21 protein-coding genes are annotated in these 22,266 nt (G+C 62.7%); 8 read left to right on the plus strand and 13 right to left on the minus strand.

The window, feature by feature from the left end:
• Nucleotides 1–508 precede the first annotated feature (508 nt).
• The 4 genes from GV044_RS14515 to GV044_RS14530 form a co-directional block, all read right to left on the minus strand.
• Nucleotides 509–688: a hypothetical protein gene (locus GV044_RS14515; protein WP_159872121.1), complete on the minus strand. Its 180-nt coding sequence runs from the start codon at nt 686–688 to the stop codon at nt 509–511.
• Between the two features lie 468 nt (nt 689–1,156).
• Complete coding sequence (locus GV044_RS14520) at nt 1,157–2,434, minus strand: dihydrolipoamide acetyltransferase family protein (RefSeq protein WP_159872123.1); 1,278 nt, start codon at nt 2,432–2,434, stop codon at nt 1,157–1,159.
• Nucleotides 2,435–2,437: 3 nt separating this feature from the next.
• Nucleotides 2,438–3,442, minus strand: a complete 1,005-nt coding sequence (locus tag GV044_RS14525) for an alpha-ketoacid dehydrogenase subunit beta (protein WP_201299126.1) — start codon at nt 3,440–3,442, stop codon at nt 2,438–2,440.
• A gap of 26 nt (nt 3,443–3,468) precedes the next feature.
• Nucleotides 3,469–4,704 carry a thiamine pyrophosphate-dependent enzyme gene (locus tag GV044_RS14530; RefSeq protein ID WP_159872125.1) on the minus strand — a complete coding sequence of 412 codons (1,236 nt, stop codon included), beginning with the start codon at nt 4,702–4,704 and terminating at the stop codon, nt 3,469–3,471.
• A 181-nt stretch (nt 4,705–4,885) separates the two neighbouring features.
• On the opposite strand from GV044_RS14530, the gene GV044_RS14535 reads away from it, so the two are divergent.
• Nucleotides 4,886–5,350: an Lrp/AsnC family transcriptional regulator gene (locus GV044_RS14535; RefSeq protein ID WP_159872127.1), complete on the plus strand. Its 465-nt coding sequence runs from the start codon at nt 4,886–4,888 to the stop codon at nt 5,348–5,350.
• Between the two features lie 59 nt (nt 5,351–5,409).
• On the opposite strand, the gene GV044_RS14540 is transcribed toward GV044_RS14535, so the two are convergent.
• From GV044_RS14540 to GV044_RS14575, 8 genes are all read right to left on the minus strand, one after another.
• Nucleotides 5,410–7,212 (minus strand): NAD(P)/FAD-dependent oxidoreductase, encoded by a 1,803-nt coding sequence (locus tag GV044_RS14540; protein ID WP_159872129.1) that lies wholly within the window; start codon nt 7,210–7,212, stop codon nt 5,410–5,412.
• An 82-nt stretch (nt 7,213–7,294) separates the two neighbouring features.
• Nucleotides 7,295–8,041: an SDR family NAD(P)-dependent oxidoreductase gene (locus GV044_RS14545; protein WP_159872131.1), complete on the minus strand. Its 747-nt coding sequence runs from the start codon at nt 8,039–8,041 to the stop codon at nt 7,295–7,297.
• A gap of 60 nt (nt 8,042–8,101) precedes the next feature.
• Nucleotides 8,102–9,253 carry an NADH:flavin oxidoreductase gene (locus GV044_RS14550; protein WP_236555007.1) on the minus strand — a complete coding sequence of 384 codons (1,152 nt, stop codon included), beginning with the start codon at nt 9,251–9,253 and terminating at the stop codon, nt 8,102–8,104.
• Between the two features lie 15 nt (nt 9,254–9,268).
• On the minus strand, nt 9,269–10,189 hold the full coding sequence (locus tag GV044_RS14555; protein WP_159872132.1) for a hydroxymethylglutaryl-CoA lyase: 921 nt from the start codon (nt 10,187–10,189) through the stop codon (nt 9,269–9,271).
• A gap of 2 nt (nt 10,190–10,191) precedes the next feature.
• On the minus strand, nt 10,192–10,983 hold the full coding sequence (locus GV044_RS14560; protein WP_159872134.1) for an enoyl-CoA hydratase/isomerase family protein: 792 nt from the start codon (nt 10,981–10,983) through the stop codon (nt 10,192–10,194).
• On the minus strand, nt 10,980–12,371 hold the full coding sequence (locus GV044_RS14565) for an MmgE/PrpD family protein (RefSeq protein ID WP_159872136.1): 1,392 nt from the start codon (nt 12,369–12,371) through the stop codon (nt 10,980–10,982). Before GV044_RS14565 ends, GV044_RS14560 begins: the two co-directional genes overlap by 4 nt.
• Nucleotides 12,372–12,399: 28 nt before the next feature.
• The gene (locus GV044_RS14570) at nt 12,400–13,560 is read right to left on the minus strand and encodes an acyl-CoA dehydrogenase family protein (protein ID WP_159872138.1); all 1,161 of its coding nucleotides are present in this window, start codon (nt 13,558–13,560) and stop codon (nt 12,400–12,402) included.
• 19 nt (nt 13,561–13,579) lie between these two features.
• Nucleotides 13,580–14,773: a CaiB/BaiF CoA-transferase family protein gene (locus GV044_RS14575; protein ID WP_159872140.1), complete on the minus strand. Its 1,194-nt coding sequence runs from the start codon at nt 14,771–14,773 to the stop codon at nt 13,580–13,582.
• Nucleotides 14,774–14,999: 226 nt separating this feature from the next.
• Between GV044_RS14575 and GV044_RS14580 the strand changes: the two genes are divergently transcribed.
• Nucleotides 15,000–15,740, plus strand: a complete 741-nt coding sequence (locus tag GV044_RS14580) for a GntR family transcriptional regulator (protein ID WP_159872142.1) — start codon at nt 15,000–15,002, stop codon at nt 15,738–15,740.
• Between the two features lie 5 nt (nt 15,741–15,745).
• On the opposite strand, the gene GV044_RS14585 is transcribed toward GV044_RS14580, so the two are convergent.
• Nucleotides 15,746–16,741, minus strand: coding sequence for a quinone oxidoreductase (locus GV044_RS14585; RefSeq protein ID WP_159872144.1), 996 nt, complete (start codon nt 16,739–16,741; stop codon nt 15,746–15,748).
• A gap of 82 nt (nt 16,742–16,823) precedes the next feature.
• On the opposite strand from GV044_RS14585, the gene GV044_RS14590 reads away from it, so the two are divergent.
• The 6 genes from GV044_RS14590 to GV044_RS14615 all read left to right on the plus strand — a co-directional run bounded on the left by GV044_RS14590 (nt 16,824) and on the right by GV044_RS14615 (nt 22,246).
• Complete coding sequence (locus GV044_RS14590; protein ID WP_159872146.1) at nt 16,824–17,732, plus strand: SDR family oxidoreductase; 909 nt, start codon at nt 16,824–16,826, stop codon at nt 17,730–17,732.
• Entirely contained in the window at nt 17,732–19,864 is a 2,133-nt protein-coding gene (locus GV044_RS14595) for an acetate--CoA ligase family protein (protein ID WP_159872148.1), read from the plus strand. The genes GV044_RS14590 and GV044_RS14595 overlap by 1 nt, the downstream gene beginning before the upstream one ends.
• A 68-nt stretch (nt 19,865–19,932) precedes the next feature.
• Nucleotides 19,933–20,265, plus strand: coding sequence for a MaoC family dehydratase (locus tag GV044_RS14600; RefSeq protein ID WP_159872150.1), 333 nt, complete (start codon nt 19,933–19,935; stop codon nt 20,263–20,265).
• Entirely contained in the window at nt 20,262–20,681 is a 420-nt protein-coding gene (locus GV044_RS14605; RefSeq protein WP_159872152.1) for a MaoC family dehydratase, read from the plus strand. Before GV044_RS14600 ends, GV044_RS14605 begins: the two co-directional genes overlap by 4 nt.
• Nucleotides 20,674–21,840 (plus strand): acetyl-CoA acetyltransferase, encoded by a 1,167-nt coding sequence (locus tag GV044_RS14610; RefSeq protein WP_159872154.1) that lies wholly within the window; start codon nt 20,674–20,676, stop codon nt 21,838–21,840. The genes GV044_RS14605 and GV044_RS14610 overlap by 8 nt, the downstream gene beginning before the upstream one ends.
• A 1-nt stretch (nt 21,841) precedes the next feature.
• Nucleotides 21,842–22,246: a Zn-ribbon domain-containing OB-fold protein gene (locus tag GV044_RS14615; protein ID WP_159872156.1), complete on the plus strand. Its 405-nt coding sequence runs from the start codon at nt 21,842–21,844 to the stop codon at nt 22,244–22,246.
• Nucleotides 22,247–22,266 lie beyond the last annotated feature (20 nt).

Here is a 22,266-nt window from a genome sequence, read left to right on the forward strand (position 1 = left end):
TCGTTGGCAGCGCTGGTGGAATGTCTTTCGTCGATGCGCTATCCGCGATCTATTCGAAGAGTTGCAACTCTCCCGATCGCGCTAGCCACCTCAACTTGCACGAAATGAGCTATGTGGCCTTCAGGGCCACGAGGACTCGCCAATGAGACCCAACAACGCACTTTTGAATTGCAGCATCTTAGTCCGAGAATCACGTTCCTCGGGCATAGCGTAGCGCTTAGGTTTTGAGGCTTTCAGTCTTGAATAATCGAATTGAGATCGCGCGTATTTACTTGAGGATCGGACACGCGAGCGTCAGGCGAGGGGTGACGCCAAACTGATTAACGACTAAATTCGCTTCCGACTCTTGCGATCCGATCACGGCAGGCAGCTCGAGAAATAGCACTTGAGCAGCCCCGGAACACTGCAATACCTTCCTTCCGCTCTTCAAGAAAACCGAGAGAACACAGAAGAGCGTACGCGCAACCGCACAAGGAGCTCAGAGCGGTCTTTGGCACGAAGGAGTAGGTCAGCAATGCGGATGTGGCAGGCTCGGGCTATCAGGATCGACCGGCACAATTTCAACATTGGTGACGGTCACCACGCGCTCGATGCGACCGGCCAGCAGAAAGGCAGTTCGCTTGTCCCTCGGTGTGATCAGAAGGGTGACGCGGAAGCCATCGGCCGTGCGGCAGTAGTCGATCGTCAAGGGAATCAGCTCGTGCTGAGCAAGGATCCCAAAAATGCGTGGCAACGCTTCTGTGCACGACAGACAAGCGAGATGTAGGATCCAGCCATGCGCGTGCGGGACCTTTGCGGGGATCGGAATGTGAGGAGCACGCAAGGGATGCACGTGCGACGAAGCAACATCGGACATGGAAGGAAACTTTCGCAGTTGTGATCGAACACGAATTTGGTGGCGGAGTACGTACCGCCGGATCAGACCGGGCTAGCCTAGACCAGCAGATGACGCACACCAGCTCGGGACTTGTCGATGGCCCCTTGTCGCGACTCTAACTGGCAGCCTCGTGAGAGCGCGATGGAGTGCTGCCCCGGGAGCGGCACTCTGCAGGCGAGGTCATTCACTCACAAACTCTCGGCGCTCACTAACAACTTGGGTTCTCGGTCAACACCCCAGACTTTCTACAAGGCAGGGCGGACCAACCAGCATGCGGGTTCATGGGGCGAACAGAAGCGCCGGAGTTTCCATCAGGCGTTTAAGCGCCTGCACGAAGCATGCCGCGTTCCACCCGTCTACCACGCGATGATCGCAGGAGATCGAGAGGTTCATCATCTTGGCAATCTCAACTCGGCCGTCGCGCACGATCGGGCGTTCGACGATCTTGTTCGGCCCAATGATCGCCACCTCGGGGCGGTTTATGACCGGCGTGGTGGCGACACCACCAAGAGTTCCGAGTGACGTCACGGTGAGTGTCGAGCCCGACAGTTCTTCCGGCTTGGCCTTTGCGGAGCGCGCGGCTTCGGCAAGGCGGGCGATCTCGCCGGCCAGTTGCCAGATGTTGAGCGTTTGTGCGTTGCGGACCACCGGCACCATCAAGCCGGCATCGGTCTGCGTCGCGACGCCAAGGTTTACGGCACCCTTGCGAGTGACGACGCCAGCCTCGTCGTCGTATAGCGCATTGATCATTGGGAAGTCGGGCAGGGTGCGGCATAGCGCCACCACCAGCAGCGGCAGAACGCTCAGCTTGGGACGTTGGCCGCGCTCGGCGTTGAGGTCGGTGCGCAAAGCCTCGAGCTTGGTGACGTCGATCTCCTCGACATAGGAGAAGTGCGGAATGTGCCGCTTCGAGGCGGCCATGTTCTCGGCGATGCGGCGGCGCAGGCCGATGACCCGGATCGGCTCGTCGGCGGCAGCGGCGGCGCTCGTTCCGTAGCCGCCCCTCGCATTGTAGGCGAGGAAGGCATCGAGATCGCCGTGCTTGATGCGTCCGTCGGTGCCGGGTTTCACATCTGCGAGGTCGATTGCAAGCGCTTTCGCCCGGTCGCGGACCGCGGGCGAAGCGAGAACGCGCGACCTTGAACTTGCCGCGGCGATTGCAGCGGGAGCAGGTCCCTGTGCGACTGGCTTCTGGGTGATCGACTCCTGAATGACGGGCTGCGGCTGGAGTCCCGCTTCGACTGGGGGCGATGCAGCAGGTGGCGGCGCAACCGGCTCGGCAGCTTTCGCTTCCGGAACGGCCACATTTTCGGTCTGATCGACTTCGAACACTGCCAGCACAGCGCCGATCGCAACTTCGTCTCCTACCTCACCGGCCACGCTGACGAGCACGCCGCTGACGGGGGCCGTCATTTCGACAGTCGCCTTGTCGGTCATCATGTCTGCAATGGGATCGTCTTCCTCGATCCGGTCGCCAACCTTGGCGTGCCAGCCGACGATCTCGGCCGAAGCGATACCCTCGCCGATGTCCGGCAGCTTAAATGAATAGTGAGGCACGTGTCAGATCCCGGTGATGCGTTGCAAGGCTTCCCCCACCCGTGCTGGGCCAGGGAAATATTCCCACTCGAAAGCGTGAGGGTAGGGCGTGTCCCAGCCGGTCACGCGCTCGATTGGAGCTTCGAGTACGAAGAAGCAGTGCTGCTGGACGAGGGCGGCGAGCTCGGCGCCGAAGCCGCAGGTGCGGGTCGCCTCGTGCACGACAATGCAACGCCCTGTCTTGCTGACCGAGACCACTATCGTCTCCAGGTCAAGCGGGACCAGCGTACGCAAGTCGATCACTTCGGCGTCGATCCCGGTCTCCGCCGCTGCGGCGAGCGCCACGTGGACCATCGTGCCATAGGCGAGCACGGTGACCGCCTCGCCTTCCTTTACGACGCGGGCCTTGCCCAACGGCACGGTGTAGTGACCTTCGGGCACGGCGCTGTCGGGGTGGTTGGCCCAGGGCTGCACCGGCTTGTCGTGATAGCCATCGAACGGGCCGTGGTAGAGCCGCTTGGGCTCGAAGAAGAGCACCGGGTCGTCGCTCTCGATTGCTGCAAGCAGCAGCCCCTTGGCATCGTAGGGATTGGATGGGATCACTGTCGTCAGCCCGGCGACGTGCGTGAAGATGCCTTCGGGCGACTGGCTGTGGGTCTGGCCGCCGTAGATCCCGCCGCCGTAGGGGCTGCGAATCGTTAGCGGCGACCACCACTCGCCGCAGGTGCGGTAGCGCATGCGCGCCGCTTCCGAGATTATCTGGTCGGTCGCGGGATAGATGTAGTCGGCGAACTGAATCTCGACGACGGGGCGCTTGCCGTAGCAGCCCATGCCCACAGCGACACCGACGATGCCGGCTTCGGTGATCGGTGCGTCGAACACGCGCTCGCGTCCGTGCCTTTGCTGCAAGCCTTCAGTGGCGCGGAACACACCGCCGAAGTAGCCGACGTCCTGTCCGAAGATCATCACCGCCGGATCGTGCTTCAGTGCGATGTCGAGCGCCTGGTTGATCGCCTCGATCATGCTCATGTTGCGGGTTGCTTCGGCCACCAGCGTCATAGCCCCGACTCCTTGAGCTGGGCTACGAGGTGCGCGGGCATCTCCTTGTAAACGTCATCGAAGATCGAGGCAGCCTGCAGCCGCTCGCCTTCCTTCAGCGTTCCGAACCGCTCGGACTCGCGACCCGCAGCGCGCACTTGCTCCTCCGCGTCCTTGACCATCGCGGCGTGCTCATCCTCCGACCAGTCGCCGCGGGCGATGAGGTGCGCCTTGAGGCGCGCGATCGGGTCACCGAGGGGCCAGGCCGCACTTTCCGCTGCCGGACGGTACTTGGTGGGATCGTCGGAGGTGGAGTGGCCCTCAGCGCGGTAGGTGAACAGCTCGATGAGCGTCGGACCGCCACCATCTCGCGCGCGCTCGGCAGCCCAGCGGGTCACTGCATAGACGGCGAGGAAATCGTTTCCGTCTACCCGCAACGCTGGAATACCGTAGCCGAGCCCGCGAGCCGCGAAGGTCGTCCGCTCGCCCCCGGCAATGCCCGAGAAGCTGGAGATCGCCCACTGATTGTTGACGACGTTGAGGATCACCGGTGCCTGATAGACGCTGGCGAAGGTGAGGGCGTGATGGAAGTCGCCCTCGGCGGTCGCGCCTTCGCCGATCCAGGCAGCGGCGATGCGAGTGTCCGCGTCCGCAGCAGAGGCCATCGCCCAGCCGACCGCCTGACTGTACTGAGTGCCGAGGTTCCCCGATATCGAGAAGAACCCGGCCTCCCGGCTCGAGTAGAACACCGGCATCTGACGGCCCTTCAGGCGGTCACCGCTATTCGAGTAAACCTGGTTCATCATGTCGACCATCGGCCAGTCGCGGGCGATCAGCAGGCCTTGCTGGCGATAGGTCGGGAAGCACATGTCCTGCCGGTCGAGCGCGAGCGCCGCCGCCACGGCGACCGCTTCCTCGCCAGTCGACTTCATGTAGAAGCTCGTCTTGCCCTGCCGCTGTGCGCGCATCATGCGCACGTCATAGGCGCGGACCAGCTGCATCGCCTGCAAACCCTTGAGCAACAGCTCAACGGGGATACCTTGAGCCCACGGACCGACAGCCTGACCATCTTCGTCGAGCACGCGGATAAGGCCGAACGCATGATCGCGCATCGAGGACGGGTCGGCATCAATGCTAGGGCGGCTGACGGCCCCGGCTGGAGGTATCGCCACGTGCGAGAAGCTGGGCTCATCGGCAGGGCGGCTCAGGGCTTCCGGAACATGCAAGCCCGTCCGGTTCAACGGATAGTTCATGGCACTCTTTCGCGATGTCTTGGAAATTCGTGATGTGTATCAACGGCATGCATGCCGGGTTCGGACGAGCCGCAATCAGTTGAGACTAGCTGAAGAAGCTCTTTAAAAAAAATGCGATTGCACCCCTTCGGATACCATATTCAGCATGATTCATTCTGCTTGTGCTTCTATGAAGCATAGGATGTTGGAAAATCTCGACGACTTCGACAAACGCATCCTCCGTGAGTTGCAGATCGATGCGTCCCGGTCCGCAGCGGAGATCGGGGAACGCGTGGGGCTATCTCAGGCGCCATGCTGGCGGCGCATTCAAAAGCTGAAGGAGAGCGGCTACATCAAAAGTCAGGTGGCTCTGCTCGACCGGCGCAAGTTGGGCTTCAACGCGCAAATCTTCGCACAGATCAAGCTTACGGCAACAGGTCGGTCCAACGTTGAAGACTTCACCCGCGCGATCCAAGAGTTTCCCGAAGTGCTCGACTGCTTCGTGCTGATGGGCAGCGTTGACTTCATGCTGCGCATCGTGGCGAAGGACATCGAAGCTTACGAACGGTTCTTTTTCGACAAGCTTTCGATGGTTCCGGGCGTGCAGGAGATCAACTCGATCATGGCGTTATCGGAGATCAAAAGCACTTCGATCCTGCCGATCTAGCCCGGCATGTTTGGCGATGAAGGGAAGACGAGGCATACACCTTCATCGCCACCAGCCGATTACTGCAGGACCAGGCCCTCGAACTTGCCACTTGCGCGCCACTGCTCCCACATTTCGAAGAACTGAGTGGAAGGCAGGTACCAACCCGAGCCGATCGCACTGCGCCGGTCCGCCACGTTTCCTTCGGCATTGTAGTAGCCTGGCGTGCAGGCTTCGAGGAACGGCCGTCGCGCCTCCGCCACAGCGGCGATGGCATCCTGCCATCTATCTTCGGCTTCTGCCGTCGTGTCGACAATACGGACTCCGTTGTCCAAGCAGTGCTTGATGACGAAGGTCAGGTGATCAGCTTGCTCCTGCAGCATGTGCGGTACGTTGATGGTGACGCCCGTCTGCGTCAGGCCCATGAAGAACATGTTCGGAAAGCCCTGGCTGAAGAGGCCGTGGTACGTGATGAGCCCCTCGGCCCATTTGTCCGAAAGCTTCACGCCGCCGCGTCCGATTACGTCGTATCCCGCTTGATGGGCCCAGGTGGTTCCAAGTTCGAAGCCAGTGCAGAAGATCAGGCAATCCAGCTTGTGCTCGACGCCATCGACAACAAGACCTTCGGGGGTGATCCGTTCGATCCCTCCGCTCACATCGACGACCTTGACGTGGTCCTGGTCGAATGCCTGGAGATAGTGGTCGCTGAAGCCCGGCCGCTTGCACATCGTACGGTAGTAAGCCTTCAGCAAATCGGCCTTCTTTGGATCGTGCACGTACTGATCGACACGCGCGCGGATTTCCTCGTTGTAGCCGAAGTCGGCGATTTCCTGTGCTTGGGCTATACCTTCCGGGGTGCGCTGTTCGGGCGGTAATGCCATGACTGAGTCGATCAGCCGTCGAAAGAAGCGTGCCCAGCCATCATCGACCGGACAGTCCATGCTTTCGCCATTGGACAAGGCGTTAAAGGTCTTGATGCGCTGCCGCTGCCAACCTGCCGGCTGCGACTTGTACCACTCGATGTCCGTGGGATTGTTGTCGCGCACGCCCACGGCCGTGGGCGTGCGCTGGAATACGGTAACTTCCTTTGCCGCCTTGGCGAGCTCGGGAACCACCTGCAGCGCGGTTGTCCCGGTTCCGACGATGGCCACCCGCTTGTCGGCGAGCTTGTCCAGCCCGCCATCCGAGTTGCCGCCGGTGTAGTCGTAACGCCAGCGCGCGCTGTGGAAGGCGCAGCCGGCGAAATCCTCAATACCGGGAATGCCAGGCAGCTGCGGCTTGCCGAAGATGCCGCTCTGGGTTGTCACGAACCGCGCTCGCAGCTCGTCCCCGCGCGAGGTCATGACCGTCCAGCGCGCGTCCTGTTCGTTCCAGGTGACCCCGGTGACCTTGGTCTGGAACAAAGTGCGCTCGTACAGACCGAAGTGGCGCCCGAGCTGCTGGCAGTAGGCGAAGATCTCGCTGCCTCGCGCGTAACGCTCGGTGGGTATGTAGCCGGTCTCCTCCAAGAACGGGAGGTAAATGTAGGATTCCACATCGCAGCGAAGGCCCGGATAGCGATTCCAATACCAAGTGCCTCCGAAGTCGGCGGCTATATCGACCATCAGGAAGTTCTTGATGCCATTTTGCTCAAGCGTCGCCGCAAGCTGGATGCCACCAAACCCGGTGCCGATGATCAGGACATCGACATCTTCCTGACGCGGATTGCGGGGTTTGATCTCTTCGACATACGGATCTTCGGCGAACTTGGCGAACTTGCCGTCGGTGAAGGTGTACTGGTCGGTGCCAGCAGGTTTGATGCGCTTCAGCCGCTCGGCCTCATAGCGCTCGCGAATGGCGTCCAGGTCGATCTGGCTCTGATCGCCGGTTTGATCTTCACTCATTACTGTCTCCAAACGATCGCTCGGATCGCCTTTTCGAGCACCCGAAGTGGCTCAACGGCTTATTGTTATGTTGTGGGGCTGCTCAGCGGATCGTCCATCCGCCGTCGATTACCATCGAAGCACCGTGGACAAAGCTGGATTCGTCGCTGGCAAGATAGAGCGCCATCTCGGCAATCTCCTCGGGCCGGCCCTGGCGACCTGCGGGAACGCTTTCGACCACGGCCATCACCTCGGGCGCATCTTGCAGGAAGGATCGCGACAGATCGGTCTCGATCGCACCCGGGCAAATCGCATTGGCACGAATGCCGGCCTGGCCGTAGTCGGCTGAAACCTGCTTGGTCAGACCGATTACGCCGTGCTTCGAGGCAGTGTAGGCAAGCCCACCCGCTTGTGCGACCAAACCCGCCATAGAGGCGAGGTTCACGAACGTGCCGGACCCTTGCTCGAGCATGCCGGGAAGGAAGGCGCGACTGACCATGAAGGTCCCGGTCAAGTTGATGCCTATGATCCGCTGCCACAGTTCGTCCGTGACAGCTCCGAGCGGCGTGAAGTCGTCCAGCACGCCGGCGTTGTTGCAGACCACATCAACCCGGCCGAAGTGCTCCAGCGATGCGGCGACGAGCGCCTCCACCGAGGCCTTGTTGGAAACGTCGACTTTGAAGCCTACCGCAGTGCCGCCTGAAGCATTGATGCTTTCGGCAACCGACTGTGCGGCGGTTTGGTCGATGTCGCAAACCACCACGCTGGCGCCGGCGCGGGCAAATCGCTCGGCGATGGCGCGGCCAATGCCCTTGCCCGAGCCGGTGACCACGGCGATCTTGTCACTCAATCTCTCAGTCACATCGTCTCTCCAACTATCGTTTCGAGGCGCTCGGCGCCGTCGTTGACCTCAGTTCAGTTCGGCAAGGGCGCTGACCGAGAATGGGTTGAGGCTGGTCGCCGCGCCTGCGGCGACGATCTTGGGCCAATCTGGATTGATGATGAGCGCGCGTCCGATGGCGACGAGATCAAACTCTTCGCTGCGGACGCGTTCGACCAAATCAGATAACGACCGCGGCAGCGCAGTCTCGCCGCCCATTAGGGTCGAGATCATCTCTGCGTCGAGCGTCACCGATCCAACCGTGATCGCCGGCTTGCCCGAAAGCTTGCGCGTCCAGCCCGCCAGGTTGAGGTCCGAGTCGGGGAACTCAGGCTCCCAATACCGGCGCTGCGAACAGTGGAAGATGTCCACGCCGGCTTCCACCAACGGCTGCAGGAACGCTTCAAGTTCCTCCGGGGTCGGCCAAGCGCGTGCCGTGTAATCCTGCATCTTCCACTGCGAGAAGCGCAGGATGATCGGGAAGTCCGGCGTCGTGTTCGCTCTGATCCGGCGAACGACTTCGGCGGCGAAGCGGGTGCGGGCGGTGATGTCGCCGCCGTAAAGATCGGTGCGGGCGTTGGTCTCATGCCAGAAGAACTGATCGATGAGGTAGCCGTGGGCGCCGTGAATCTCGACACCGTCGAAGCCAATATCGAGAGCGTCACGCGCTGCCTTGGCGTAAGCGTCGATGATGTGCTCGATCTCGGCCCCGGTCATAGCTCGGCCACCTTCGACGCCGCTCTTCACCAGCCCCGAAGGACCAAGCCGCTCGGCTTCATCAGCGCCGCGATCCTCATAAATTTCGGCGACTTCGCTTTTGGCGGCGGCGCCAACGTGCCAGAGTTGCGGCACCATCTTGGCTCCGGCGGATTGGACTTGACGGCACACTTCGCGCCAGCCCGCGAGCGCGGCCTCGCCATGGAACACCGGTACGTTCGGATCATTCGAGGCAGAAGGATGATCGATCCAGGTGCCCTCGGAAATGATCAGACCGACGCCGCCCTCAGCGCGCTTGCGATAGTATTCCGCGACATTTGCGCCGGGCACGCCGCCCGGTGAGAATGCCCGCGTCATGGGTGCCATGACCAGGCGGTTACGCAGCTCCAAACCGCCGAGTGTCACTCGTTCGAATAGCGGCGCCACCGTGGGATCGGGATTGGTAAGAGATGTTGGCTGTTCCACGCGATGCTCGTCCCATTATGCCGTGAGTACGGGGGGCTTGTACCCAGCGCGCAGGATCGCGCCGGTAAACCGCTCTTGCGGCAGCCAAGTTTCCACCTTGCGCCGAAGCGCCAGCAGCCGATCGAAGTCGACGCCGGTCTCGAAACCCTCGGCTTCGAGCATGAACGCAGCGTCCTCGAAGTTGATGTTGCCAGTAGCGCCCGGCGCAAAGGGGCAGCCGCCCAGCCCGCCGATCGAAGCGTCGAAGCGGCGGACCCCCGCGCGCAAGGCCGCTGCGACGTTGGCGAGGCCCATTCCGCGCGTGTCGTGGAAGTGTGCCGCAACCGGCTGTGCCGGGAGCCGCTCGCGCAGACGGGTGAACAGCCGCTCGACTTGACCAGGTGCGCCATAGCCAACGGTGTCGGCGATCAGGACCTCGGCCGCACCCGCTGCGGTGACGCGCTCGGCAAGGTCGAGCACCCGGTCTTCATCAACGTAGCCCTGCAGCGAGCAACCGAACGCCGTCGCGACGCCGCAGCTCAGCGTCACCGTCTCCTTGAAACCGAGGTTGTCGCGCAAGGCGACGATCCGCTCGAACTCCTCGGCAGCCTCGTCGCTGGTGCGACGCGCATTGGCACTGCTGTGCGCCTCGCTGGCTGAGAGCACATAGCTGACCTGCCGCAGCCCGCTAGCGAACGCGTCCGCCGCGCCGCGCAGGTTCAGCACCAGTGCGGACGGCGTGAGGCCCGGCACCGTGAGCGCGAATTCTGCGACTTTCGCCGCATCGGCGAAGATCGGGAAGGTCTTGGGAGGCACGAACGACGTTACCTCCATCTCAGTCAGCCCGGCGGCAACCGCGCCTTCGATCCACTCGATCTTGCGTTCGGTCGAAAGGTCCGTCTTGACCATTTGCAGGCCATCGCGAAGGCCGACCTCGCGGAGATAGACGCGCTCCATCGTCAGTGTCCCTGAAAGCGGGGCTTCCGCTTCTCGTTGAAGGCGAGGACCCCCTCGTGGCGGTCCTGGGTCGGGACGAGGCGGTTGTAGGCCTCGATCTCGTAAGCGAGCCCATCGGCTAGCGACATCTGAAGCCCGCGGTGGATCGCCTGCTTCGCCTGGCGAACGGCGAGGGGAGCGTTGCCGGCGATGCGCTGAGCCCGCTCGATCGCTGCCGGGACCAGAGCCTCAGCAGTGAACGTCCTGTTGACTAGGCCCCAAGCTTCGGCTGCTGCGGCGCCGAACGGCTCGGCACTCATGATCAGTTCCTTGGCGCGTCGCTCGCCCATGGACCGCGCGATGTTCTGCGTGCCGCCAGCTCCAGGGATTATGCCGAGCGACACCTCTGTCAGCGCAAAGCGGGCTGATTGCGACGCGTAGATGAAGTCGCAGCATGCCGCGATCTCGCATCCGCCGCCGTACGCTGCACCGTTGACCGCAGCGATGACGGGCACCGGACAGTTCAGGATTGCACGCGCCATGCGCTCAAAGATCACGTGCTGATCGCGCCAGGCGGCATCGGTCATGCCGTTGCGCTCCTTGAGATCGCCGCCGGCACAGAACGCCTTTTCGCCCGCGCCGGTGAGGACCACGCAGCGGATATCGCCTGCCTGCATCAGCAGGCCCTCGAAGACCTCCATCAGCTCGAGGCCCATCGCCGTGTTGAGCGCGTTCGAGCGGTCCGGCCGGTTCATCGTCACCAGCAGGACGTGCTCGGCGGGCTGTTTGATCGTCAGGGTGCGATCTTCGCTCATGCCGATAGTCTCCTGGGCGCCGCATCACTCGCGGTGTTGAGTTCGTGCCAGATCGCGGAAAGCCATGGGGCGAGTTGACCACTCTGGAGCCGGTCCAGGCCGTCGTCGTAGAGCCATCCGCGCTTCTCACCGGACAGGGTCGGGCAGGCACGCCCGAGGCAGTCCACCCATTTCCCACGCAGATCGGCGGGTGATAGCGGATCTCCGGGCGAGCCCGGCGCAGCGTGGCGCTCGAGGTGTCGTACGGAACCGTCGTTCAGATGCAGCGCAAGGCGCACCGGCGCGTCGCCGACTTCCGCCGCGGTCAGCCGCCTATCACCGACTTCCTCGACTGTGACATCGTCGAAACGCGCGCGGATTTCGGCGCGGCTGACGGCATCGTCCGTGAAGCTCGCAAACCCGATGTCACCATCCTCGATGGCGGCGAGTAGGGCATAGGAAGCGCTGAACATCGCTTCTCTGCCTGACGACGGTCGCGGATGAATGAGCGGGCGAGTGCCGCCACGCGGCATCTCGATGCGGAACTGCGCGATGTCGTCGAGACGCAGGCCTGCGGCGCACGCCTCGATCCCCAGTGCGATGATCTTGTGCAGCATGTAGCAGCACGGATAGCGCTTCTGCTCGAAGCCAGGCTCAGCCACCGCAAACGGTGCTCCGAGCCTTATCGCTTCAGGCCACGTGATTTGCGTGCCTCCGCTGAACGTCTCCAGCACTCCGTCAGGGCCAAGCAGGTCGGCGTGCGACGCCTCGACGCCGGCTCTAGCCCAATTGACTGCGCGGATCGCATTTGCGGCGGCGATGCCGACGTGGATCGGCTTGATCATGCTGCCGAAGTTCAGACGTAGGCCGGAACTCAGGCTGGCCGCGATCGCAAACGCTGTAGAAGTTGTCTCGGCATCAAGCTTGAGGAGCCGCGCGATTGCCGCGGTGGCGCCGAAGACGCCCATCGTCGCAGTCGAATGAAAACCGAGCTCGTAGTGCCGGAACCCGACTGCCTGCCCCATGCGGATCATCACTTCGGTGCCGATCGCATGAGCCTCGCACAGCGCAGGTCCGGTCAAGTCGGCCCAAGGCCTCGCGGCCAATAGAGCTGCAACTATGGGCGCGCTGGGATGGCAGATCGCCAGCATGCTGACATCATCGAGATCCAGCGCGTGGGACGCAGTGCCGTAAACCAGCGCCGCGTCCTCCGGTCGATACCCGCGAACGCCGAGGAACGATGGCATAGCGCCGGAGCTGGCTGAACTTTCCAGGGTCGAGGCGATACAAGCCACGGGGTCTTCGAGGTAGCCTGCGGAAATTACTGCGAGCGTGTCGAGAACCGCCAGTGCCGATGCCGCGCGCGTCGCATCGTTGACCGCCTGCGTGACGGTGAAAGAAGCGAGCATGGAACTCGTGAGCGGCATCGGTGTCGACTCAGTACGAGCGCGGCATGCCGAGGCCGTGCTGGGCAACCTGAGCAAGGACGAGGTTGTTGGAGATTGGGGCTGTCCGGAACAAGCGCGCTTCCTTCCACTTGCGCTCGACATGGTACTCGGTGGCAACACCGTAGCCGCCGAACGTCGTCATGCAGGCCTCCGCGGCTTCCCAACTCGCTTCGGTCGCAAGATATTTGGTCATCAAGGTCTCTTGCGCGCAAGGCTTGCCTGCATCGAGCAGCATCGCAGCGTTGTTGCGCATGAGCTCGGCGGCCGTGATGTTCATGTGCGCGCGGGCGATCGGGAATTGCACGCCCTGATTGGCTCCGATCGGACGATCGAACACGTTGCGCTCGCTCGCATAAGCCGAGGCCGAGTTGACGAACCACTGCCCGTCGCCGATCGATTCACTCGAAACGAGCAGGCGCTCAGAGTTCAACGAGTCGACTAGGTAGTAGAAGCCCTTGCCTTCTTCGCCGATCAAGTCATCCGCGGTTACGTGCAGGTTGTCGATGAACACCTGATTGGTGTGATGATTGAGCATCGTCTCGATTGGCGTCGCCTGCAGGCTGTTGCCGGCCTTGGCGATATCGACGAGGAATAGCGAAAGCCCATCCGTCTTTCGCTTCACTTCGGACAGCGGAGTCGTGCGGGCGACCAGCAGGTAGAGGTGCGATTGGAAGTAACGCGATGTCCAGATCTTCTGGCCGTTGATGACGAAGCCTTCGTCGGTCCGCTTGGCGAAGGTTTTGATGTTCAGCGTGTTCGAGCCGGCATCGGGTTCGGTGACGCCGAACGCCTGCAAGCGGAGGCTGCCATCAGCGATACGCGGCAGGTACTTGCGTTTCTGCTCCTCGCTGCCGTGATTGAGGATCGAGGCCATGGTGTACATCTGCGCATGGCAGCTCGCGCCGTTGCCTCCCGACCGGTTGATCTCTTGCAGGATCAGGCAGCCGTCGAGCACGCCGAGGCCCGAGCCGCCGTATTCCTCTGGAATGAGCGCGGCGAGCCAGCCCGCCTCGGTCATCGCATTGACAAAAGCCTCCGGGTAGTCGCCGCGGTGATCGCAATCCCGCCAATAGTCCGGGCCGAAATCGGCACAGAGTCGGCGCACCGCTTCGCGGATTTCCTGCTGCGTATCGGTATATTCGAAACTCATCGATCAAGCCTCAATCGGTTTATGCGATAGCACCGCTGGCGCGAAGCGCAGCGACTTGTTCGGGATCGTAGCCAAGGGCGGCCAGGATCGAGTCCGTGTCCGCACCCAGCTCGGGCGGCTGTTCGAAGCGCGCGCCGCGTGCGCCGTCGATCTTGACGGGCAACGCGACCACGCGATGGTCGGCGTGGTCCGCTACCGGCAGCGGCTTGACGATGCCAGCCGCGGCGATTTGCGGATGCTCCAGCATCTTGTCGACCGTGTTCATCTCGCTGCACGGCGCTCCGGCATCACGCAGGGCCTCGACGACATCGGCAACCGACTTGCTGCTGACCAGCTTGGTCAGTTCGGCGTGGAGCTCCTGGCGGTGGTGGACGCGATCGGGATTGGTCCGGAATCGAGCGTCTTCACTCAATGCGGGCGCGCCGAGGCCCTTACAGACCTTTGCGAAAAGGCGATCGTTGCCGGCGGCGATGAACACCGAGCCATCAGCTGCAGAGAAGAGTTCGTACGGCACGGTCATGGCCATCGCCGAGCCCATCTTCTTCGGTACTTGGCCAGACGCGCCGAAGTTCGACACGAAGACGCTCATCCAGCCCACGCCGGTGTCGAGCAGACTGGCTTCCACATTGGCGCCCTCTCCGGTCTGCACTCTGGCGAGAAGCGAGGAGAGGATACCGATCGCTGCCCACATGCCGGTACCCATGTCGATCAGCGACACGCCCACGCGGACAGGGTCCTCGCCCTCGTTGCCGGTGGTGCTCATGACGCCGGTGAACGCCTGCATCAGCGGATCGTAGCCCGGCAAGCTGCTCAGAGGCCCGGCCGATCCGAATGCGCTGATTGCTGCATAGACGAGCTTGGGATTGATCTTGCGCAGGTCTTCCCAGCCCAGACCGCGACGCTCGGCGCTGCCGGGCTTCATCGAGTGCAGGAAGATGTCCGCCGTGGCGGCAAGCTCTCCGAGCAAGCGCTGCCCTTCAACCGTGTCGACATCGATGCATATGCTCGACTTGTTGCGGTTCAGCGCAAGGAAGGTCGACGAGTGTCGCCCCACCGATGGCGGAGACCAAGCGCGCGTGTCATCGCCCGCACCGGGACGTTCCACCTTGATGATGGTTGCTCCCAGGTCACCAAGCGCCTGACTGCAAAACGGGCCGGCTACGTTCTGAGTTAGGTCGATCACCGTCAAACCCGCCAAGATGCCTTGAGCCATCGTCCCCTCTCGTTCCAATCTTATGTGATAATCGTCCGGCTAAGTCGCTTGGATCATCCACGAGCCTGAGCTCCGCTTGCAATTAGTCCGAACTAATTGCCTAACGCAAGTCTCGTTCGACGTTTGGACGAGAAAAGATCGAACATTCGAACATATTGGGAATGGTCCCATTATGTTGTAGGCGCAAAAGTCCGATGGCGGCGTTCGCGGTCGCGAGAGGGGGGCTATGGCAAAGGACGAAGGCAGCGCTGCGTCGCGCACTCAGATGATCGCAGCCGAACTTGCCGATGAAATTTCGAGCGGACAGTACGCCGTCGGCGCGCGTTTCCCCTCTGAGCTCGAGCTACGAGGCCGGTTCGGGGTCGGGCGTCACACGATCAGGGAAGCCTTGAAGTTGCTGACCGAGCAGGGCCTTGTAGGCCGGCGACGGAAGACCGGCACGTTCGTCTTGGCAACGTCTCCCGTCTCGCCGTACGTCCATAGCCTGCGGGATCTTAAAGGCTTGCTCGACTTCGCCGAGACGACGCAGTTGCAGATGACTCACGTGGGTGGTGTCTCGCCCGATTCAAAATTGCTCACGGGTTTCGATGATATCCCGGACGGGAAGTGGCTTCGCATCGCGGGCCTGCGCCTGGTCAGGGGCGAAGGTGTGCCACTGTGCTGGGCCGAAATCCTGGTGCCAGAGCGTTTCAGCCCGGCGCGCGATCAACTGCTGGGCTCGTCTCAAGCTATCTACGAGGAGGTGTTGGCGCATAACGGATTTCGCTTGGAGTATGTCGAGCAGGAGGTGACCGCGTCGACACTGCCTCCGGGGATGATGCAATTGTTCGACCTTGAGGGTGATGCTGCTGCGCTTCTGGTGAAGCGCCGGTATGTCGCGCATACAGGCGAGACGTTTGAAGTTTCGCACAATCTTTACCCGGCGAATCGCTATCGCATCCGCAGCATAATACGTCAGCGAGCCTGATCCTGTCAGGCCGTGAGCACAGTCGAGCCAGTTGTTGCACCCTGCTCCAGAAGATCGTGGGCGGCCGCTGCCTCGCTCAACGGGAAAGTCGCAGGGTCTGCGACAGTCAGCGCGCGCGAGCTGATGGCCTCGAACAGGCGCTGCGCCGAGCAGCGGTAGCGGGTTAGCTCACTTGCATGGTGGAACACGATTGGGCGCCACACGGATAGCGACTTCGCGGCTAGCCGAGCCGGGGCGATCGGCGCGACCGGGCCGGAGGCCTGACCGAATAAGGCAAGTTGTCCGAATGATTTCAGGCAGTCGAGCGATTGATCGAAGGTGGCGGCGCCCACCCCGTCGAACACGATGTCGGCCCCCGTGCCTCCGCTTACGTCGGCAACGATCTTGCCTAGCAGGCCATCACTATAGACAGTAACGTGCTCGCACCCGAGCGCATGGAGCAAATCCGCTTTGGCAGTGCTGCCGGCCGCTGCGATTACCGTGGCACCACACAGCCTGGCCATCTGTGTGAGGATCTGCCCAACCCCACCTGCGGCGGCATGCACGACCACGACTGATCCGGCCGCCACCTTTTGCGACCTCGTCAGAAGCATGTCTGCCGTGATCCCCTTCAGCAGCGCCGCGGCCGCGACGTCGAAGGAGATCTCGTCGGGAATTGGCACGACCCACTCCGCTGGAAATGATCGGCGGGTCGTATAAGCGCCGTAGCTCCCCGTTATGTACCCAACCCGGTCGCCGACAGAGACATTCTCCACCCTGGAGCCGACCCACTCGATTGTGCCAACAGCTTCGATCCCGGGAACTCCCGGGAACGGCATCGTTCGGTAAACGCCGCTCCGCACGTATACGTCGTGATAGTTGAGGCCAACGGCGTGCTGTCGAATGATCACGTCGGACTCGGTGGGCTCGGCGATGAGGCCGCGTTGCCAGCGCAGAACGCTGGGCGGTCCGGGGCTGGTGACCATCATGGTCCAGCATTCGCGTGTTTCGGGTTTCGTCATGCGGAAACGTTTGAATTAAGTTCGAACTATTGACAAGAGCGCGGCACCGGTGAAAATGGGCTCAAACACGCTGGAGGCGAGGATGGGTTTGCTTGACGGAAAAGTTGCGCTGGTGACCGGCTCGGGCCGGGGCATCGGGCGCGAGATCGCGCTGCAGATGGCGGCCGCGGGCGCCAAGGTTCTCGTCAACGACGTTGGTGCTTCGTTGCAGGGGCAGGGCAGTGACACGGGTCCAGGCCAGGAAGTGGTAGACACGATCCGCTCTGCTGGCGGCCAGGCTGAACTGAATACCGGCAGTGTCGCGGACGCCGATGCAGCACGCGCGATGGTTACGCAGGCGGTTGATACCTTTGGGCAACTCGACATCGTCGTGAACAACGCCGGCATCCTGCGCGATGTCATCTTCCACAAGATGACCGACGAAGATTTTGATGCCGTCATCAAGGTTCACCTTTACGGCAGCTTCAACGTGAGCCGCGCAGCCGCCACGCATTTTCGCGAGCGATCGACCGGCACGTTCGTGCACATGACCTCCACTTCGGGTCTCATTGGTGGCACCGGCCAGGCAAACTACATGGCCGCAAAGCTCGGCATTGTTGGTTTGTCGAAGTCGATCGCAATCGACATGAAGCGCTTCGGCGTGCGTTCGAACTGTATCTCGCCCTTTGCCTGGAGCCGCATGATCGGGTCGATCCCCGACACGCCCGAGCAGGCAGAGCGCCTCAAGGCGCTTCAATCGCTCACGCCCGATAAGATCGCCGTCGCCGCGGTCTGGCTCGCAAGCGATGCCACGCGCGATATCAATGGACAGATCTTCGCGGTGCGCAAGAACGAGATATTCCTGATGAACCAGCACCGGCCCATGCGCTCCGTCCATCGCGACGGCGGCTGGACGGCCGAGGCGCTGGTCGAGCAAGCGTTGCCTGCTTTCAAGCCCTCGCTGGTGCCGCTCGACGTCACCACCGACGTCTTCTCCTGGACGCCGATCTGATGAGCGTTCTGTCCGACGTCTCGGCCTTCTTCACGCCGCGCAGCATTGCCGTCATCGGCGCTTCCGACGATCCCACGAAGATCGGCGGCCGCCCTATCCGCAATCTCCTGCTCGGCGGATACGAAGGCAAAATTCTCCCTATCAATCCGCGTTACCAGACCGTTCAGGGATTGCAGGCCTTCGCCTCGATCGAAGACGTTGGCCAGCCAGTTGACTTGGCAATCGTGTCCTTGCCTGCGCAAGCGGTGCCCGATGCGGTCGCCGCCTGTGCGGCGAGCGGAGTGAAAGCTGCGATCGTCTTTTCGGCCGGTTTCTCGGAGGCGAGTGCCGAAGGCGAGGAGGCGCAGCGCCGGATGGAAGCGAGCGCGCGGGCTTCGGGCATGCGGCTACTTGGTCCCAACTGCATGGGCACGATCAACACGCGGGCGGGCGTGCTTGCGACGTTCACCAGCGGGATCGTCGAAGCCGCGCCACAGCCGGGTCGGATCAGCCTTGCAAGCCAATCGGGTGCCTTCGGGTCGCACTGCCTGGCACTGATGCGCGAACGTGGGCTTGCACTCAATCTCTGGGCGACGACGGGCAACCAGTGCGATGTTGAAGTGTCGGACTTCCTCGCCTACATGGCGGCCGATCCGAACACCGACGTCGTCATCGGCAGCATCGAAGGTGTCCGCGACGCCGGTCGCCTGATCGAGGCGTTCGAGATCGCGCAGCGCAACAAGAAGCCGATGATCGTTATGAAGGTCGGCACTTCCGACGCGGGCGCCGCCGCCATGGCGTCGCACACGGCGAGCCTTGCCGGATCGGACGCCGTGTTCGATGCCGTGGCGAAGCGCTATGGCGTCTATCGCGCGACCAGCATCGATGAACTGATGGATGTTGCCTACGCCTGTTCGCGCGGCCACTTGCCGGACAGCGACAGGCTGGGGATTGTCACGGTCTCGGGTGGCGTAGGCGTGCTGATGGCGGATGCCGCTTCCGAAGTCGGGATTGCATTGCCCGAATTGCCGGACAAGACCCAGGGCGACTTGCGCGCGCTGATCCCTTTCGCCGGAACGCGGAACCCAGTCGATGTAACGGCGCAGATCCTGAACGATCCCGACCTGATTGAGCCCATGCTTTCGCTGCTGCTGGAAGCAGGAAACTACGGTTCGGTTATCGTCTTCCTCTCGCATCTCGGACTTAACCCGGCAATCATTGCAAAGCTTCTTCCAGGGCTGAAGCGGGTCTCCAGTCGCTTCCCTGATCGTTACCTCTCAGTGTCGCTGCTCGCGCATGCCGATGTGCGCGCCGAACTGGAAGAGAGCGGCTATACCGTGTTCGAAGACCCGAACCGGGCTGTTCGTGCGGCGAGCGCGCTGGCCCGCTTCAGCGCGAGCTTTGGCGAAGCACGGCCCGAATCGTTGCCTTTGCCCGTTCCTGCAGACGCCCGCGCCGGCGGTCGCTACACCGAAGCGGAAGGCAAGCAGATGCTGGCCGCAGCCGGTATCCCGGTGACGCAGGAAGAGATCGTCACCGACGCAAACGCTGCTGCAAGGGCGGCGGCGCGGATCGGCTTCCCTGTGGTCCTGAAGATCGTTTCGCCGGATATTGCGCATAAGTCGGATGTCGGCGGCGTGTTGCTTAATCTTGCCGACGAAGCGGCGGCCCGCGCAGGCTTCGCGACAATCATGGAGCGTGTCTCGAGCGCGTCACCCGGGTCCCAGCTCGACGGCGTCTTAGTGGCCGCGATGGTTCCCAAGGGGCTCGAGACGGTTTTGGGCGTGGTCAAGGACCCGCTGTTCGGGCCCGTGGTCATGTTTGGGCTCGGCGGCATCTTCGTCGAGGTGCTGCGCGACGTCGTGTTCCGACCAGCACCGTTCGGCGTGGCGGAAGCTCGTGAAATGATCTCGCAAGTCCGTGGCCGCGCGATGTTCGAGGGCGTGCGCGGTGCACCTCCTGCCGACACCGATGCACTGGCCGATGCCTTGTCGAAGCTCTCGCTCTTCGCGGCGGCCAACGCCGAAACTATTGCCTCCGTCGATATCAATCCCTTCCTAGTTCTGCCACGCGGGGAGGGCGCTATCGCGGTCGACGCATTCATCGAAACCGTGGCCGCTGAGGCGGCGCCAGCAGAGACTGTTCTGGTATGACCAGCCCAAGACGCTACGCCGACCTCCGGATCGGAGCGACGTTCCCCGAAGAGCCAGCACGTTACGCCGTGAAGCAAGAAGTCGTGGACGCCTATCGCGAGATCGGCGGCGGGACGGCAAGTGCAGACGCCACCATTGCGCCACCGACGTTGGCGGCGGTCTATATTCGCCCCGCCCAAAACGCGCTGAACGGCCCTCCCGGCGGCATTCATGCCAAGCAACGCTTCGAGTTTCGCGTCCCGGTCAAGGTCGGTGACACGCTCGACACCGTCCTCGAAGTTCAGGAATTGTACGAGCGAAATGGGCGCAACTTCGTCGTGAGCGAAACACGCACGACCAACCAGGACGGTGCGGTGGTCTGCATCGGCCGTCTCACTCAGGTTTGGGGGCAGGAGTTATGAGCACCGCACCGGCTCAGTCCGCCACGGTCGGCTTCACACTGCCCGAGCGCCGCTTCCATGTCACTCAAGCCTTGATCAGTCGGTACGCCGATGTGTCGGGTGACTGGAACCCCCTCCACCTTGATCCAGAGTTTGCCAAGACCACGAAGTTCGGCCGAACCATCGCGCACGGCATGATGACGCTCGCCTTCGTCTCGCAGATGATGCGTGACTGGGCTGGAGCCGCATGGGAAAACCAGGGCGAATTGGCGGTTACCTTCGTCGCACCGGTGTTCGCAGAGGACGAGGTGGTTGTGCGCGCCGAGGTCAAGGAAAGCGCAGCAGGCATGACGCTCTGCAAGGTCGAGTGCTGGGTCGACGACCGCCTGACGCTTACCGGCGAGGCCGGCATCCGTGGAGAGATCGCAAATGGATGAAGCCGTTATCGTCGGCGTGGCCGAGGAACCGCTGGAGCGGGGCATGTTTGCGACGCCCGCTTCGCCGCTGCAGGCGCAGGCCCGCGTCGCCAAGGCGGCGCTGGCTCAGGCCGGACTGACCTTGGCTGACGTCGACGGCCTGTGCACCGCCAACATGTGGGGCTTGCCCGGCGCAGGGATGCTGCCGACGATCACCTTGTCGGAATACCTCGGCATCACGCCGACCTTGCACGACGGGTCCAACTTCGGAGGCGCCGCCTTCGAGGCGCACGTCGCGCACGCGGCGCTGGCGATTGAACGCGGCGAGGCCGATGTCGTGCTGATCGTCTACGGAAGCGCTCAGAAGTCCGAACGGTCTCGCAATCTCGCCGGGCGCCCTGCAAGCCTGACCTTCCAGTACGAGACCCCGTGGGGTCTCCCGACTCCAGCTGGCGGTTACGCACTCGCGGCAATGCGCCACATGCATGAGTTTGGAACCAAGCGCGAAGACCTGGCGGAGATCGCCGTCGCTGCGCGTGGTTGGGCGGCGTTGAACCCGCGCGCGACGCAGCGCGGTCCGCTGACGATCGACGATGTGTTGGGAGCACCTGCCGTCAGCGATCCGCTAGGCGTGCTCGACTGCTGCCTTGTTACCGATGGTGCGGGCGCCGTAGTGATGACCCGCGCGTCGCACGCCAAGTCGATGCCGGTGAAGCCGATATACGTCCGCGGTCACGGGCAAGCTGCCACGCACTGGACGATTGCGGCGGCGCCCGATCTTACGCGGTTGGTGCCAGCCGAGATTGCTGGCAAGCGTGCGCTGGAGATGGCGGGGATCGGCCTCGACTCCATTGATCTGGTCCAGCTCTACGACAGCTTCACCATCACCGTGCTCATGACCCTGGAAGCGCTAGGCTTCTGCAAGCGGGGGGAGGGCGCGGAGTTCGTTCGCGGGGGGCGCCTGGCACCTGGTGGGGCGTTCCCGACCAATACCTCGGGGGGCGGCCTGTCCTATTGCCACCCCGGCATGCTCGGCATCTTCCTGCTGATCGAAGCTGTGCGGCAGATGCGCGGCGAGGTGGAGCCTGAGCGGCAGGTCGCGGACGTTTCGAACGTCCTGGTCCATGGCACGGGGGGCACGCTTTCGAGCGGCGCAACCTGCATCCTTTCGGTGAACTGACATGAGCAATCAAAAGCCCACGCCAGCGGTCGATCCGGAAAGCGTGCCCTATTGGCAAGCGCTGACTGAGGAGCGCCTGATCGTGAAGGCTTGCGCGGAGTGCGGCAAATCGCACTTCTATCCGCGCGAGCTTTGCCCACACTGCCATTCGGACCAGCTGAGCTGGACCGACGTCAGCGGTCTGGGCGAGATTTACAGCTTCACCGTCTGCCGGCGCCCGGCCGGCCCTGCTTTCTCCGATGAGACGCCCTACGTGGTCGCGATTGTCGAGCTTGACGAGGGCCCGCGGATGATGAGCCGGATAACTGGTGACCCCGAAGCAGTGCGGATCGGCCAGCGGGTGAAAGTTCGGTTCGAGCGCCAGTCGGACGAGTTGACGCTGCCGTTCTTCGAATTGGCGCCATAAGGTTCTTGTGAGGATATGTT

It is taken from the genome of Novosphingobium sp. 9U (assembly GCF_902506425.1).
Classification (GTDB): Bacteria; Pseudomonadota; Alphaproteobacteria; order Sphingomonadales; family Sphingomonadaceae; genus Novosphingobium.